This window comes from Vibrio xiamenensis (genome assembly GCF_900100015.1).
Lineage (GTDB): Bacteria > Pseudomonadota > Gammaproteobacteria > Enterobacterales > Vibrionaceae > Vibrio > Vibrio xiamenensis.
Genome location: NZ_FNDD01000007.1, coordinates 65,556 through 81,345, shown reverse-complemented (window position 1 = coordinate 81,345; position 15,790 = coordinate 65,556). Strand labels below are relative to the sequence as shown.

Below are 15,790 nucleotides of genomic sequence, written 5' to 3'. Positions count from 1 at the left end.
CATGTGATTGCTTATTTTGTGCGCGAAAACGACAAGTCGGCGTCATGCTAGTGACTCAGAGCTTTTGGTTGTGATCTGAGTGAATAAAAACGTTCAGTATGTTTGTTCACAGTTGCAACAAAGCGGAGGGGTATATGGCCGGAGTTCTGGGTATGATTTTAGCGGGCGGTGAAGGTTCAAGGTTACGTCCACTGACAAATTCAAGAAGCAAACCCTCGGTGCCATTTGGTGGCAGTTATCGTTTGATCGATTTCGCGCTCAATAATTTTGTGAATGCCGATTTAATGCGCATTTATGTGCTTACCCAATTTAAATCCCAATCTCTCAATCGGCATTTAAAGAAAGGCTGGAATATTAGCGGTATCACCGACCGATTTATTGATGCAATTCCGGCACAAATGCGAACTGGTAAACGTTGGTATGAAGGTACAGCCGATGCGATTTATCAAAACCTTCAGTTTATGGAAGTATCTGAGGCGCAACAAATTTGTATCTTTGGTTCAGACCATATCTATAAAATGGATATTCGCCAAATGCTGGAATTTCATAAGCACAAAGGGGCTCAACTCACCGTATCCGCGATTCGTATGCCTGCATCTGAGGCGAGTGATTTTGGCGTCATTGAAGTTGATGAGCAAGGGAGAATGATAGGCTTTGAGGAAAAACCAGCGAACCCCAAATCGATTCCGGGTATGCCTGGTGTGGCTTTGGTCTCGATGGGTAACTATGTGTTTGAAGCACCAGCCCTGTTTGCGGAGCTAATTGAAGATGCTGAAGATGTGGGTTCTTCACATGATTTCGGAAAAAACATCATTCCTAAAATGTTTCCTCGTGGTGATGTGTATGTGTATGACTTTAGCGAAAACTTTATTCCAGGAGAGAAAGAGGTTACCTATTGGCGCGATGTAGGTACGATTGATTCTTACTGGCAGGCGCATATGGACTTACTTGAAGTAGACGCACCATTTTCACTCTACAATCGCAAATGGCCATTGCATACCTATCAGCCGCCGCTACCGCCTGCAACCTTTACCGACTCAGAGCAAGGGAAAGTACAAATTATTGATAGCTTAGTGTGTAACGGTAGTTACATTCGCGGCTCCAAAATCAAGAAATCGGTTCTAGGTTTTCGCACCAACGTTGCATCCGATTGTGACATAAGCGAAAGTATTTTCTTAGGTAGTGTAAAAATCGGCGCAGGCTGTACGCTTCGACGTGTTATCGTGGATAAGGATGTCGATATCGCACCAGGTACATGCATCGGAGTCAATGAGTTTGAAGATAGACAGCGATATGATGTATCTGACAATGGAATTGTGGTAATCCCCAAAGGAGCAAAAATTGGTTACTGACAACTTAGCGGTGCTATTTGTTGCGTCAGAAGCAGATGGTTTAATTAAAAGTGGCGGTCTTGCCGATGTAGCAAGAGCGCTTCCGGAAAGTTTGAAGCAGTTGGGTCAAGATGTACGTCTATGTATACCAGCATACAGTCGTATTGAAGGCGTGCACGAAGCCCCTGTTGTGTTAGACACAGAGCTAACATTTTGGCCTCATACGCAGTATCGAGTGCGTCAATTGGCGCTTGGTGAGGTCTGTGTCTATGCGATCGAATGTGAACGTTACTTCGATAGGCCAGAAATGTACGCAGAGCACAACCAAGCGTATATGGATAACGGCGAACGGTTTGCGTTTTTTAGCGCCGCTTGCCTAGACATGTTACCGAAACTCAATTTCAAGCCTCAAATCATACACTCCAACGACTGGCATACCGGGCTTGTTCCCTATTTATTGCGTCAGCGCTATCGAGACAACTCGTTTTTTCATCGCATTCGTAGTGTTTTATCGGTGCACAATGCGGTGTTCAAAGGGGTATTTAGTTACGATGAACTGCGTTGTATTCCGGAATTTCATACCAAACATGTTCCAGAAGCGGCCGTCAGCGCCAGTCATATCACGATGCTTAAAGCGGGCGTGATGACTGCGGATAAAATCGTTGCGGTTAGCCCAACGTATGCTCAAGAGCTCAAAACCGAACTTGGTAGCCACGGTATGGGGCGTGAGTTTCAGCAGCGTAGTGGCGATTTAGTCGGCATTCTAAATGGCTGCGATTATCAAACGTGGAACCCGGCAACCGATACTTTGATTCCAGCCAATTACACGCAGGAGCTCGATAGCTTGCTCGGTGGTAAACAAGCGTGTAAGGCTGCACTGCAGCAACGTCTTGGCTTGCCGGAAGTCTCTAACGCTATGTACGGCATGGTGTGCCGGTTGACTCACCAGAAAGGCATTCAATATTTATTGCCGATATTGGCCCAATTTCTTGAGCATAATGTACAGATGGTGGTGGTGGGCACTGGGGAAATTGGCATGGCGACCAAGCTCAAAGCACTCGCGGAACAATTTCCAGACAAGCTGCGCTTTATCGAAGCTTATGACAACGAACTTGCTCACTGGGTTGAAGCTGGGTCGGATTTCTTTCTGATGCCTTCTGAATTTGAGCCGTGTGGTCTCAATCAGATTTATAGCATGGCTTATGGCACCTTACCGATTGTGCGCAGTGTTGGCGGCTTGAAAGACACCGTTATCGATTACGGCCAAAACGCACCTGAAGCGACGGGGTTTGCTTTTTATGACCCAAGTCCAGAGCAATTGTTGATCACTATGCTAAGTTCTTTGCTGCTGTTTGAGCAGCAACCTGAGAAGATCAATCAACTTCGCCAGCGAGCGATGCAACAAGATTTTTGTTGGAGCAGCGCGGCGAAGCATTATCTTGAACTGTATCGAAGCGCCATTGAGAAAGAAACCATATATCGCTGAGAGTGAGGGAGAGGCTAAACTGGGTAATGTAGGTGACATTGATGCCTATTCGGCTTAGCTTTTTATTACTTGGTGTGTCAGGCAACGCCGAATTGTTCGTCAGTTAGTCAACGTAAAACCGGCTTTTTGATCTAATTCGGCTTCCTTCATTCACACCTTATGCTAGTCTTGCTGCCAATCGAATCCAGCGACACAGGGACCATTTGTCGATATGTCAAACACTTTGCTTTTTCACAAAACCTATTACCATCCAACCAGTCAGGAGTGGGTGGTGTTTGTGCATGGTGCGGGAGGAAGCTCTTCGATTTGGTGTAAACAGGTTAAAGCGTATAAACAGCACTTTAACTTGCTGTTAATCGATCTTCGTGGTCATGGAAAATCCAATCGATTACTTAAAGATCTGATTGCGAAACGCTATACCTTTCAATCGGTATCTCGCGACATTTTACATGTTATGGATCACCTCAATATTCAAGCTGCTCACTTTGTGGGGATGTCGCTTGGCACCATTATCGTTCGCACTGCAGCAGAAATTGCACCGGAGCGAATTCTGTCTATGGTGCTAGGAGGCGCTGTAACGCGTTTTAACACCCGTTCGCAAGTTCTGGTGGCCCTAGGTGACCTTTTCAAGCATGTCATCCCTTATATGTGGTTATACAAGTTATTTGCATATATAGTCATGCCACAACGTAATCAGCGTCAGTCACGATTGCTTTTTATTCGTGAAGCGAAGAAGCTGTGTCAGAAGGAATTTAAACGCTGGTACACGCTTACGTCCGAGGTCAACCCTTTGATGCGCTATTTCAAAGAGAGTGATCTGGCGATTCCGACGCTGTATGTGATGGGGGAGTTGGACTACATGTTTATCCAACCTGTGAAAGAGATGGTTGCAGCGCATAAGTTCAGTCAATTACATGAAATTGCGGATTGTGGGCACGTGTGTAATGTCGAGCGCCCCGATGAATTCAACCAACGTTCAATTCAGTTTATTCAAAATCAGATCGGCTAATCGGCTGATAGGATTCACCGCAGTGCCAACAGACGGCAAAGTTACCTTCATTCATCTCACCACATTGATGGCAGCGCCAATCAACATTTGGAAAGTGTTGGTGGGCGTCGTAGTCTTTGATTAATTGCTTGGCCGCTTGAAACTGTTCAGGTTCATTTAGCCAAATGTAAGGAAGCGTTGTTTCGTCAAACGGCACTTCTCCTTGGAGGCTAAATAGATTCTCGCCGCGCACTTCGCAATCGATATGTTGTGATGTAAGCAAACCGCACACAATGTGGGTTTCTATCGGAGTCTCCTCCGATATAGATTTTCACTTCGCCCCCTTTAACGGTCTGTGACCGCTTTCCATTTTGTTATCATCCATTTAGCTAGTATAGGAAACACGCCAAGCAGTGCCATCGACATTAACACCGCAGGTGAAATGATTCCTGATAATGAATCGATTTGCGCAAGTTGAGTACCGGCATTGAGATACACCGCGGTGCCAGGCAACATGCCGATTTGGCTTATCCAATAGAAGCGCAACGTGGTAATCGGGGTAATTCCCATTAATAAATTAATAATAAAGAACGGAAAAATAGGTATTAAACGAAGGGAAAATAAGTACATTGCACCATCTCGTTCGATACCTTGATTGATGGTCAAGAGTTTGTCGCCAAAGCGTTTTTGTACCCAACTTCGCAGGAAATATCGGCTCATTAGAAATGCGAGAGTAGCACCGACTGAGCTGGCGAAGGAGACCAGCAACAAACTTGTCCAGAAGCCAAATGCGGCGGCACCCAGTAAGGTCACTACCGTCGCTCCGGGAATGGAGAGGGCGGTGAGGACAACGTAACTAACAAAATACACACTTGCAGCAAGCCAGAAATATTGTGAAATTAAATCTGTCAATAGCTGTTGGTAGACTTTTGCGTTGTCGAGAGTGAAATACTGACGAGTCTGGTAAATAGTTATTGTAATCAATAATATAATTATGCTTGCCAAGATGAACTTTCGGCTTATTCTGACCATTAAAAATGCCTTTAAGGTATGGGGGAACGGTGCAATAAACACCGACTAAACCAACTGATGAAGTCACTTAAATTATAGGAACGTGCTAAGCGATATTATCTTTCATACAGGCAAAAAAAAACCAGTGCATTTCTGCACTGGTTTGTTCGTGATGTGACTTAACTTAATTCAGCCGTTCAGTCCTGCCATCAACTCGCTGCGTCGATCTTGCGGTATGACTGACCAGTGTGTTCCCTTAATCGCACCCTCAAGAGCCCAAAGTAACTCTAAGCTCACATCTGAAGCGTGTGAATCTTGGATTGCACGATAAGCACCTAGTGCACCAGTCTCTTCCAGTTGTGCCACTGAAGAAATTCCGGCTTTCTTGAGCATTCGTTCTGTTGCAAGCCTAAGATTGGGAAGATCTTTCAAGCGATCGGGTTTCGCTTGTTGTTGTGTTTCTTTTTCCAACTTGGCTACTGCTAAAGCATCTTTAGCTAAGTCAAGTAGGTAATCGATCTGATTTGGCCAGTCCATTGGCATTGCGTAGTACTTAGTGACGACAGGGAAACCACGTTTTTTATAGACATAAGGTTCATAACCTTTATCTTTAAATTGTGCTGTCGACTTCTCATTCGCGCGAATATGAAGTTTGTCTCCGACGACAAGTGCAAACATTGTGTCATCAACAAAAATGCCAAATCCGCCAAACATTGAACGAGATTTTACTCTACCTAGCTGCTCGAATAGACGCATTGAATCTTTAAGTACTGGTTTGTCCATGCTTTTTTTTCTCGGTGTTTGATGCCACCAATTTAGGTCCGAGAGATTAGCAAAACTATGTAAACTATTGTCAATATGTTGTTAAGTTTACATATTTGCCATCGGCAACCCCGCTACCTTTCATAACTGTCACTTATGGGTAAGGCCGGAAGCTTTGCGTCCCATCCTTTCGAATGGTTTGCCCTGTGCGTGGCTGGGTTACGTTGTTACATCAAGAAACAGCATAAAACAGCATGTGCGGGACTGATCACAATATGTTTTTAATTCTGTGATCCTGCTTCAAGAAATGATTTCAAAATATGCGATTGATCCAAGAAATAAGATTCAAATCACGGACGTACGCTATGTTGTTTATTTTATTAGGTTTTTTACTGTACAGCGTTCTACTATTTCAGGGTGCATTTCGAAAATTCGCTTGTCATGTTCCTTGTCTTTAATGCGCTCTAAAAGTATCTCAAAAGCGTTCTTACCCACGCGGCGCTTAGGCTGGTGGATGGTCGTGAGGGGAGGCGAAAAGTATTCAGCTAGTTCAATATTGTCATATCCAATCACGGACATATCTTCTGGAATGCGGATCCCATTTTGTTGCAAACGACTCATTAGGCCTAACGCCATGGTATCGTTGAAGCAAAATACCGCTGTTGGCTTGTTATCCCAAGACGCAATTTTATCTGCGGCTAGCACTGCAGTGTCACATTCAAAGTTGCCTTCAAGAATCCAATCTTCGTTGACCGGTAGGTTGGCTTCACCCATCGCACGCTTAAAGCCTTGAATGCGTTCTTGGCAGGCTGCTTTTTCAAAATGACCGCTTAGACACGCGATTTGAGTATGACCATGTTCAATCAGGTATTTGGTGGCCAGATAGCCGCCTTCTTCTGAGTTATCAATGATTTTATCGGCTTGTGAGCTTTCCGGGCCCCAATCCATGATTACTTTAGGAATGTCAGAGTGACGCTCTAACATTTCAGACAATTCTTGAGTTAAATCCGAGCACATTACCAAAATGCCGTCGACACGCTTTTCGGCCAACATGCGAATGTAGTCGCGCTGTTTTTCATAGATGCCACCGGTGTTACACAGAATCAAGGTGTAACCTTGGCGATAGCAGTAGCTTTCAACCCCGTCGATCACCTCGGAGAAAAACAGGTTGGTTGACTGCGTTACGAGCATACCAATAGAACGTGTGGTGTTGCATTTCAAGCTACGAGCCACTGCACTTGGCGCATAGTTCAACTCTGTTACTGCTTCCATGACCTTTTCTTGGGTCGCTTCAGCAACAAAACGAGTTTTGTTGATGACATGAGATACAGTCGTTGTTGACACGCCAGCGAGGCGTGCGACGTCTTTAATGGTTGCCATAGGGTTGTCCACTCGAATACTACAAGGTATTGGATTAATAAGCTTGAATGACAAATTTTTTAAAACTATCAAAAATACAAAAACCGCTATAGATCAAGCGGTTAGTCATTTTAGCTGAGTTGTTGTAATTGTTTGCGGCGTGTATTTTAGACTGCATTTTTTTCAGTAGCAAACAAAAAACATTTCTAAATGCTATTTTTGACATTTCTAAGCTTGATAATCAGACATATAGTTGCAATTAATTTTAGTCGTTATCACGCATTGAGACCGTATAAATCCGCTTGAGTTCCAGACTGGAATCTCATTTATCAGTTTTGGAGTGGAATTTGAATCAATACCATGTTCTTGGCAGGGAAAGGACTAACTGGCTCGAATGAGTCCATAGGATAGCTCGATAGCCTAAAGGCGCTGAATTGAGTCAAACACTTTGAGCTAAGCGTTGTGGCGTGAAATTAGCGAATCAAAGCAGTCGATTACAAGTTAACTGATTACCTGCAATAAAAAACCGAAGCGTTAACTTCGGTTTTTTGGATGATGAATTAAGAAACTTGCTTAAGCGCTGGTTTGTTTCGCTTCGATGGCCGTTTCTTCGTAATCGGAGGCCCAATCACGTAGTGTTTGCCAAATTGTACCCAGCAGCTCATGCCAATAAATTTCGCTTTGCTCTAGGTATTTGCTTTGCGGTGTGTAGCGGTCCCAAAACTGTTTAATGTTTTTCTGCGCCAGATAATTGGTAGGAGCCGGGTAGGGCTTAAGCCCTGCCGCATGAAACTCATGCAACGCTCTGTCCATATGACTGGCTGACGTAACCAACGCTAGCTTTTTGTTTCGCACAAAAGCGGCAGCTTGCCGAGCTTCTTCCCATGTGTCTTTGGCGGTCTCGAGTAAAATAATGTCGGATTTAGATACACCGAGCGAGAGGGCGACTTTTGCCATCATGCGCGCGTTACTGACTTCAGAACCACCGGAATAACCTGACAAAATCAGTTTTGCACCTGGGTACATACGCAGCACGCGAATGCCTTCAGTAAGACGCATTAATCCAGTACGGCTTAATTGCGATGTAGGTGGAAGATCGTCATCAACGACATGGCTACTACCCAAAACCATGACGTAATCAATCGAGCCATCGACAGGAAAGAAAGCCGAATGTTGACGTTCAATGGTCATAAGAAGGCGCGAGGTGACCGGTTGAAACGAGATTAAGAAAATACCTACTAAAGAGAATAAAACAATGAAACAGCCCGATTTCTGACGTGTGGTAAACATAATCAGCATCAGGCCTAGAAAGCCAATGATTAACATTGCTGGGAGCGGCATCAGCAGCGCTGATACAACCTTTTTCAGCTCAAACATACTTAAATAGCCCGAAAAAACATCAGTTGATTATAAAAAAAGACAATGCCCCTTTATTCCTGCCGATCTTGTGACAGAATAGCGACACATGAATTCATGATAACTCAAGCCCTGTGATAGAAGACCGCAATTTCGACGACATTGCCCACAAATTTGCAAAAAATATATATGGCTCTGACAAAGGGGATATCCGCCAAGTAATTGTTTGGCAAGACCTTACCCAGATTCTAGCAGAGATTAGCGACGGGGAAAAACCATTGCACATCCTCGATGCTGGTGGCGGCCTCGCACAAATGTCGCAAAAGCTTGCGCGGCTCGGACATCATATTTCCTTATGTGATCTATCGTCGCAAATGCTGGAACTGGCGAAGCAGGAAATTGAAAAGCACGCTTTGCTAAAGCAGTACCGCTTTATCCATTCACCCGTACAATCGATTGAGTCTCACCTTAATGAAAAGGTAGATCTTGTGATGTTTCACGCGGTGATGGAGTGGTTGGCTGAGCCAAAGCAAGCTTTGGAAACGGTCTTAAAGCAGGTCAAACCAGGCGGAATGGCGTCGATCATGTTTTACAATCAGCATGGCTTAATTTATAAAAACGTCGTTTGTGGCAACCTTCCGCACGTGCTAGAAGGCATGCCCCATCGCAAACGCTTTAAATTGCAACCTCAGCAAGGTTTATATCCCGAAGAGGTCTACCAATGGATGACGGACGCCGGATTTGAAATCTGTGGAAAGTCGGGCATTCGTTGTTTTAATGACTACATAGGTAACGTCAAAAATATGGGGGAGTACCAATTTGAAGACGTGTTGGCATTAGAGAAAAAATATTGCCGACAAGAGCCGTACCTCTCATTAGGCCGATACATACACGTATGGGCAAAGAAAAAAGATAAACAGGAACAATAATGAGTGAGATGACTCAGAATGCTGACAAGCAGCCAATTGATGAATTGGTTGGTTGGGTTAAACAGCACGATTTCTCATTAAATCTTACCAACGAACGGCTAGCATTTTTGATCGCCGTTGCTGTATTGAACAACGAGCGTTTTGATGAAGAGTTAGGCGAGGGTGAGTTACATGACGCCTTTGTCATTGTCACAAAATTCTTTGAAGACACCGGTGAACCTTCCGCTTTTCGCGCCAACAATGCCATCAATGATCTGGTCAAACAGCGTCTGATGAGCCGCTTTACCAGCGAGCTTAACGATGGTGCGAGTATCTACCGTCTTTCGCCTCTTGCGGTCGGAATTACCGACTACTACGTGCGTCATCGCGAATTCTCTAAGCTCAAATTGTCGATTCAACTGTCGATGGTGGCGGGTGAAATGGGTCGTGCGGTGGAAGCAGCGCAAGAAGGGGGAACTCCGGGGCATTGGCGCAAGAATGTCTACGGCGTGCTTAAGTATTCAGTGGGTGAGATCTTCGATCAAATTGACTTGAACCAGCGCGTCATGGATGAGCAGCAACAGATTGTCAAAGATCAGATTGCTGAGCTGTTAAATAAAGACTGGCGAGAAGCGATTAACAACTGTGAGCAACTGTTGTCTGAGACGTCTTCTACTTTGCGTGAGTTACAAGATACTTTGCAAGCCGCTGGCGATGAGCTGCAGACTCAAATCCTCGATATCCAGGAATTGGTCCATGGAGACCCGGAATTGGACTTGATTGACCAAACGCTGTTTGGTCTGCAAATGAAGCTTGACCGCATCACCAGTTGGGGTCAGCAAGCGATTGATTTGTGGATTGGCTACGACCGTCACGTCCATAAGTTTATTCGTACCGCGATTGATATGGATAAGAACCGTGCGTTTAGCACGCGTCTGCGTCAATCGGTAAAAGACTATTTTGAATCGCCTTGGTTGTTGACCTATGCCGACGCCGAGCGATTACGCGATCTTAGAGATGAAGCTCTAGTGCTTCGTAACGACGAAGTCACGGGAGCCGTGCCCTCCGAGGTCGAATATGAAGAATTTCAACAAGTCAATGATGAGTTGGCTGAGCGAATCGGCGAGATGCTTGCGGTGCATAAAACCCAAAATACGCCGATTGACCTTGGTATCGTACTACGCGATTACCTCGCTGAGCACCCATACACTCATCACTTTGATCTCGCCCGAATTGTTGTCGACCAAGCCGTGCGTCTAGGTTACTCAGAATCTGATTACCAAGCGATTCAGCCAGATTGGCAAGCGATTAACGATTTCGGTGCAAAGGTACAAGCAAATGTCATCGACAGATATTAATGAATATATGCCAGAAAAACTGGCAAAAGCGATTTCTAACCCACTGTTTCCGGCGCTGGATAGCCAGTTGCGTGCAGGGCGTCATATTTCCAGTGAGGATTTGGATAACCACGCACTGCTTTCTGACTTTGAGCCAGAATTAGCGGCGTTTTATCAACGTTATAACACCGAATTGGTGAAGGCTGCGGAAGGCTTTTTCTATTTAAGACCGCGTTCAACTTCTTTGATTAACCGCAGCGTGCTCTCTGAGCTCGATATGCTGGTTGGCAAAGTGCTGTGCTTTTTATATTTGAGCCCAGAACGTTTGGCTCATGAAGGTATTTTTACCAACCAAGAGTTGTATGAAGAGCTGCTTGCGCTTGCCGATGAGCAAAAACTGATGCGTTTGGTGACTAACCGTGCGGCAGGTTCAGACTTAGACAAAGAAAAACTGTTTGAGAAAGTGCGCACGTCGCTGCGTCGTCTGCGCCGTTTAGGCATGGTGATCAACATTGGTGAAACCGGTAAATTCTGCATTAGCGAGTCCGTGTTCCGTTTTGGCGCCGATGTGCGTCTTGGCGACGACCTGCGTGAAGCGCAGCTGCGTTTGATTCGCGATGGTGAGGCGGTGGTACACGATGTAGAACCAAGCCAAGGCAACTTACTTGCCGAGCGAGAGCAAGAAGACGAGAACGAAGAACAAGATGATCAAGACGAGCAATACCAAGAGGAAGATGACGCATGATCGATAGAGGTAAATATCACTCGTTGACCATGGTCAACTGGAACGGCTTCTTCGCACGCACGTTTGATATCGATGATCTTGTGACCACTTTGTCTGGCGGTAACGGTGCCGGTAAATCGACCACCATGGCGTCGTTCATTACCACTTTGATTCCGGATCAAAGCTTACTGCACTTTCGTAACACCACGGAAGCAGGCAGTAGCCAAGCATCACGCGATAAAGGTTTGTACGGTAAATTGCAACCGGGTGTCTGCTATGCCGCGCTAGATGTGGTGAACTCACGCCATCAACGTTTGCTGTTTGGCGTTAAGCTCCAGCAAGTGGCGGGGCGTGATAAAAAAGTCGATATCAAGCCGTTTGTGATTCAAGGTCTACCAAGTCGTATCAAACCGACTCAAGTGTTGATCGAAACGGTATCGGACACTCAGGCGCGCGTACGCCAACTCAATGAAGTCAAAGACGCCGCGCTTAGCTATCAAGGTGTGAGCTTTAAGTCCTTCAACTCTGTGGTGGATTACCATTCACACATGTTTGAGTTTGGTGTGATTCCGCGTAAATTGCGCAACAGTAGCGATCGCTCGAAATTCTACCGTCTGATTGAAGCGTCGCTGTACGGCGGCATTTCCAGTGCGATTACCCGTTCACTGCGCGATTACTTGTTGCCACAAAATGGCGGAGTGAAAAAAGCCTTCCAAGATATGGAATCGGCGCTGCGCGAAAACCGCATGACTTTGGAAGCGATCAAAACCACGCAAGCGGACCGCGATCTGTTTAAACATTTGATTGCCGAGTCGACCAACTATGTGGCGGCGGACTACATGCGTCACGCCAACGATCGCCGTAATAAGCTTGAACAAACGCTTTCTCTGCGCACGGAATTGTTCCAGTCGCGCGAGCAACTGATCGCAAACAATCAACTGCTGAATCGCGCTCAAGAGCAGCTTGAAATGCTGATTGAGCAAGAATCGGGCTTAGAGCAAGACTATCAAGCGGCTTCGGACCATTTGCAATTAGTGCAAAACGCCCTGCGTCAGCAAGAAAAAATTGAACGCTATCAAGAAGATTTAGAAGAGCTTAGCGAGCGCTTGGAAGAGCAAGCGATGGTGGTTGAGGAAGCGCAAGAGCGCGCCATGGTCGCAGAAGAGCAAACCACAGTCGCGGAAGATGAAGTTGATAGCTTAAAGAGCCAGCTTGCTGATTATCAACAAGCGTTGGATGTCCAGCAAACGCGCGCTTTGCAATATCAACAAGCGGTGCAAGCGCTAGAGAAAGCGCAGCAATTGCTTGGCGATACCACTCTTACTGCAGAGAGTGCGATGGCGTTGGTGAGTGAACTGAAGCAACAAGAGCCGACCAGTACGTCAGCGCTGTTGGCCCTGAAACACAAGCTGGATATGTCGTCTGCAGCGGCGCAGCAGTTTGAAACTGCGTTAGCTTTAGTGCGTGATATTGCTGGTGACGTCGAACGTTCCAATGCCGCAAATGTGGCGCAGCAAACTTTAAAACGTGCGCGTGATGGCAAGCAGTTAGCACAAAATGAATCACAGTGGCGCGCTCAGCATCGTGAACTTGAACGTCAAGTCCAGCAGCAAACGCAAGTCAAAGCTCTGCTTAGCGAATATCAATCTAAGCACCAAATCGCGCTGGATGATGAATTGGCGGTTGAGCAAGAACGCGAACGCCATTCTATGCAGCTTGAATCGATTGAGCAGCAGGTTGAAACGCTGCGCGAACAGCGCAGTGAGCAGCGCCGTTTGGAGCAAGATTACACAAATGAAATTAAGCGTTTAGAATCGATTGCTCCGGCATGGATTGCGGCAAACGACGCGCTAGAGACGCTCAACCAGCAAAGTCAGCAAGCGTTTGAAAATAGCCAATCGGTGATGGCGCACATGCAAGTGGTGCTGGAAAACGAGCGCCAGCTTGCGCAGCAAAAAGACCAGCTTGCCAGTCGTCGCCAGCAACTCGAGCAGGAAATTGAACGTCTTGCCTCGCCTGGCGGCTCAAACGATCCGCGTTTGAAAGGGTTGGCCGATAGCCTTGGCGGCGTTTTGTTGTCTGAAATTTACGACGATATCACCCTTGAAGATGCGCCATATTTTAGCGCCATGTACGGTCCTGCGCGTCATGCAATTGTGGTCTCTGATCTGTCTGATATCGAAGAGAAATTGGTCGACCTTGACGATTGTCCAGAAGATTTGTACATCATTGAAGGTGATGTCGATGCCTTTGATGACAGCTCAGTGCAAGCAGAGGAACTTGAAGGTGCGGTATGTGTGCGCCTCAATGAACGCCAACTGCGTTATTCGCGTTTTCCAGAAATTCCACTGTTTGGCCGCGCCGCTCGTGAGCAGCGCTTGGATTTGTTGCGTGACGAGTTAGAGCAAGTCGTCGAAGATCACGCCAAAGCGGCGTTTGATTCGCAAAAACTGCAGCGTTTGTATCAAGCGTTTAACCAGTTTGTCGCCAAGCACATTCAAGTCGCGTTTGACGACGACCCAGAGCAAGCTCTGCAAGTGGTGCGTGATAAACGCAATCAAGCTGCGCGCATCCTCGCTGATGTTGACAATCAAGAACAGCAAATGCGCAGCCAACTGGCCGTCAGCAAACAAGCCCTTGCGTCGCTTGACAAACTTGCGCCGCACATGACGCTTATCGAAGACGACACGCTTGGTGAGCGTTTTGCCGAACTGGAAGAGAAACTCAACCAGCTATCCGAGGTTAAAGGGTTCTTAACTCAACACAGTAAAGCGCTTGAGCAACTTGAGTTGGTGGCCAGTGCGCTGGATGCAGACCCAGAGCAGTTCGATGCCCTTGAAGCCGAATACCTTGCCGCTGATCAGCAGCTGCAAACGCTGAAAACACAAATTTTTGCGTTGTCGGATTTGGTTGAGCGGCGCCATTACTTTAGCTACTCAGATTCGGTTGATTTGCTTAATCAAAGCAGCGAATTGAGCGAGCAGCTTAAACTCAAATTGGTTGAAGCTGAGGGGGCTCGCAGCACCGCGCGCGAGCAGATGAAACAGCATCAAGCACAGCTGAATCAGTACAATCAGGTACTGGCATCTCTGAAAAGTTCGCATCAAGCCAAACTGGAAACGGTGCAAGAGTTCAAGCAAGAGCTGCAAGAGTTTGGCGTCAATGCCGATGAAGGGGCGCAAGAGCGCGCAATGCGCCGCCGTGATGAATTGCACGAGCGTTTGCATACTTCACGTTCACGTAAGAGCGAATATGAGCGCACCATTACCTCGACTGAGCTGGAAATGAAGTCGCTGGCTAAGCGGGTTAAGAAAGTGCAAAAAGACTATGTCGAGTTGCGCACCTTTGTTGTCGCCGCCAAAGCCGGCTGGTGTTCAGTACTACGTTTAGCGCGTGAAAACGATGTTGAGCGTCGCCTGCATAAACGCGAATTGGCGTATATGTCTGCCGCTGAGCTGCGTTCCATGTCAGATAAATCACTGGGCGCGCTGCGTTTGGCAGTGGCGGATAACGACGACTTGCGTGATGCGCTGCGCCTTTCAGAAGACAATACGCATCCTGAGCGTAAAGTATTGTTCTATGTTGCGGTGTATCAGCATCTGCGTGAGCGAATTCGTCAAGATATCATCCGCACTGACGATCCTGTCGAAGCGATCGAGCAAATGGAAGTGGAACTGGCGCGTTTGACCGAAGAGTTGACGCAACGTGAAAACCGCTTGGCGATCAGTTCAGACTCCGTTGCGAGCATCATCAAGAAAACCATTCAACGTGAACAAAACCGTATTCGTATGCTTAACCAAGGCTTGTCGAATATCGCCTTTGGTCAAGTGAATGGTGTGCGCCTTAACGTCAAAGTCCGTGAGAGTCATGAAACGCTGCTCAATGGTTTGGCAGAGCAACAAGATCAGCACAAAGACTTGTTTGAAAGCACTCGTTACACCTTCTCGGAAGCGATGGCGAAACTGTACCAACGTGTCAATCCACATATCGATATGGGGCAGCGTTCGCCGCAGGTTCTCGGTGAAGAGTTGCTTGATTACCGTAACTACCTTGAGCTGAGTGTTGAAGTGAACCGTGGCTCGGACGGTTGGTTACAGGCAGAATCCGGCGCACTATCTACCGGTGAAGCAATCGGTACAGGCCAGTCTATTTTGCTGATGGTGGTACAGAGCTGGGAAGAAGAATCCCGTCGTCTGCGCAGCAAAGATATTGTGCCGTGTCGTTTGTTGTTCCTTGATGAAGCGGCGCGTTTGGATGCGAAATCAATTTCAACTCTGTTTGAGTTGTGTGACCGCCTAGACATGCAGCTGTTGATTGCGGCGCCAGAGAACATCAGCCCAGAGAAAGGCACCACGTACAAACTGGTGCGTAAAGTGTTTAAAGACCACGAGCACGTGCATGTGGTTGGCTTAAAAGGCTTTGGTAAGAAGCCCAAGCCACAAACGCTGGAATCAGTAATGGAAGAGCAGGCGTAATTACCAGCTTGGTACCAATATTATCTGCTTAGTAACAATATACCTGCTTAGTA

General features: G+C 46.6%; 12 protein-coding genes and 1 riboswitch. Of the genes, 7 read left to right on the top strand and 5 right to left on the bottom strand.

Going from position 1 to position 15,790, the window contains the following annotated elements; genetic code table 11:
- The first annotated feature begins 134 nt into the window (after positions 1-134).
- From glgC to BLS03_RS07720, 3 genes are all read left to right on the top strand, one after another.
- The gene (gene glgC, locus BLS03_RS07730; protein ID WP_093271834.1) at positions 135-1,352 is read left to right on the top strand and encodes a glucose-1-phosphate adenylyltransferase; all 1,218 of its coding nucleotides are present in this window, start codon (positions 135-137) and stop codon (positions 1,350-1,352) included.
- On the top strand, positions 1,342-2,817 hold the full coding sequence (gene glgA, locus BLS03_RS07725) for a glycogen synthase GlgA (protein ID WP_093271831.1): 1,476 nt from the start codon (positions 1,342-1,344) through the stop codon (positions 2,815-2,817). Before glgC ends, glgA begins: the two co-directional genes overlap by 11 nt.
- Before the next feature lie 211 nt (positions 2,818-3,028).
- Positions 3,029-3,826 (top strand): alpha/beta fold hydrolase, encoded by a 798-nt coding sequence (locus BLS03_RS07720; RefSeq protein ID WP_093271827.1) that lies wholly within the window; start codon positions 3,029-3,031, stop codon positions 3,824-3,826.
- Here the strand turns inward: BLS03_RS07720 and BLS03_RS07715 are convergent.
- The 5 genes from BLS03_RS07715 to elyC form a co-directional block, all read right to left on the bottom strand.
- Complete coding sequence (locus BLS03_RS07715; RefSeq protein WP_425445104.1) at positions 3,804-4,097, bottom strand: DUF2007 domain-containing protein; 294 nt, start codon at positions 4,095-4,097, stop codon at positions 3,804-3,806. The two genes, BLS03_RS07720 and BLS03_RS07715, sit on opposite strands and share 23 nt — an antisense overlap.
- Before the next feature lie 53 nt (positions 4,098-4,150).
- The gene (locus tag BLS03_RS07710) at positions 4,151-4,837 is read right to left on the bottom strand and encodes a TVP38/TMEM64 family protein (RefSeq protein ID WP_176765555.1); all 687 of its coding nucleotides are present in this window, start codon (positions 4,835-4,837) and stop codon (positions 4,151-4,153) included.
- A gap of 168 nt (positions 4,838-5,005) precedes the next feature.
- Entirely contained in the window at positions 5,006-5,599 is a 594-nt protein-coding gene (locus BLS03_RS07705; RefSeq protein ID WP_093271822.1) for a TfoX/Sxy family DNA transformation protein, read from the bottom strand.
- 100 nt (positions 5,600-5,699) lie between these two features.
- Positions 5,700-5,792, bottom strand: a riboswitch (cyclic di-GMP riboswitch).
- Between the two features lie 158 nt (positions 5,793-5,950).
- Positions 5,951-6,958, bottom strand: a complete 1,008-nt coding sequence (gene purR / locus BLS03_RS07700; RefSeq protein WP_093271820.1) for an HTH-type transcriptional repressor PurR — start codon at positions 6,956-6,958, stop codon at positions 5,951-5,953.
- 552 nt (positions 6,959-7,510) lie between these two features.
- Entirely contained in the window at positions 7,511-8,314 is an 804-nt protein-coding gene (elyC, locus tag BLS03_RS07695; protein WP_093271816.1) for an envelope biogenesis factor ElyC, read from the bottom strand.
- A 113-nt stretch (positions 8,315-8,427) separates the two neighbouring features.
- On the opposite strand from elyC, the gene cmoM reads away from it, so the two are divergent.
- Genes cmoM through mukB form a run of 4 tightly spaced genes read left to right on the top strand, consistent with a single transcriptional unit; the run spans position 8,428 to position 15,737 of the window.
- A complete protein-coding gene (gene cmoM, locus BLS03_RS07690) occupies positions 8,428-9,222 on the top strand; it encodes a tRNA uridine 5-oxyacetic acid(34) methyltransferase CmoM (RefSeq protein ID WP_093271813.1) in 795 nt (264 codons plus the stop codon).
- Entirely contained in the window at positions 9,222-10,559 is a 1,338-nt protein-coding gene (gene mukF, locus BLS03_RS07685) for a chromosome partition protein MukF (RefSeq protein WP_093271811.1), read from the top strand. The genes cmoM and mukF overlap by 1 nt, the downstream gene beginning before the upstream one ends.
- Entirely contained in the window at positions 10,540-11,283 is a 744-nt protein-coding gene (gene mukE / locus BLS03_RS07680) for a chromosome partition protein MukE (RefSeq protein ID WP_093271809.1), read from the top strand. The genes mukF and mukE overlap by 20 nt, the downstream gene beginning before the upstream one ends.
- A complete protein-coding gene (mukB, locus tag BLS03_RS07675; RefSeq protein WP_093271807.1) occupies positions 11,280-15,737 on the top strand; it encodes a chromosome partition protein MukB in 4,458 nt (1,485 codons plus the stop codon). The genes mukE and mukB overlap by 4 nt, the downstream gene beginning before the upstream one ends.
- Positions 15,738-15,790: the final 53 nt, after the last annotated feature.

Excerpts from the sequence above, each read along its gene's own strand:
- glgC (WP_093271834.1), top strand. The coding sequence starts at position 135 with ATGGCCGGAGTTCTGGGTATGATTTTAGCGGGCGGTGAAGGTTCAAGG.
- BLS03_RS07720 (WP_093271827.1), top strand. The coding sequence starts at position 3,029 with ATGTCAAACACTTTGCTTTTTCACAAAACCTATTACCATCCAACCAGT.
- BLS03_RS07710 (WP_176765555.1), bottom strand. The coding sequence starts at position 4,837 with ATGGTCAGAATAAGCCGAAAGTTCATCTTGGCAAGCATAATTATATTA.
- BLS03_RS07705 (WP_093271822.1), bottom strand. The coding sequence starts at position 5,599 with ATGGACAAACCAGTACTTAAAGATTCAATGCGTCTATTCGAGCAGCTA.
- purR (WP_093271820.1), bottom strand. The coding sequence starts at position 6,958 with ATGGCAACCATTAAAGACGTCGCACGCCTCGCTGGCGTGTCAACAACG.
- elyC (WP_093271816.1), bottom strand. The coding sequence starts at position 8,314 with ATGTTTGAGCTGAAAAAGGTTGTATCAGCGCTGCTGATGCCGCTCCCA.
- mukF (WP_093271811.1), top strand. The coding sequence starts at position 9,222 with ATGAGTGAGATGACTCAGAATGCTGACAAGCAGCCAATTGATGAATTG.
- mukE (WP_093271809.1), top strand. The coding sequence starts at position 10,540 with ATGTCATCGACAGATATTAATGAATATATGCCAGAAAAACTGGCAAAA.
- mukB (WP_093271807.1), top strand. The coding sequence starts at position 11,280 with ATGATCGATAGAGGTAAATATCACTCGTTGACCATGGTCAACTGGAAC.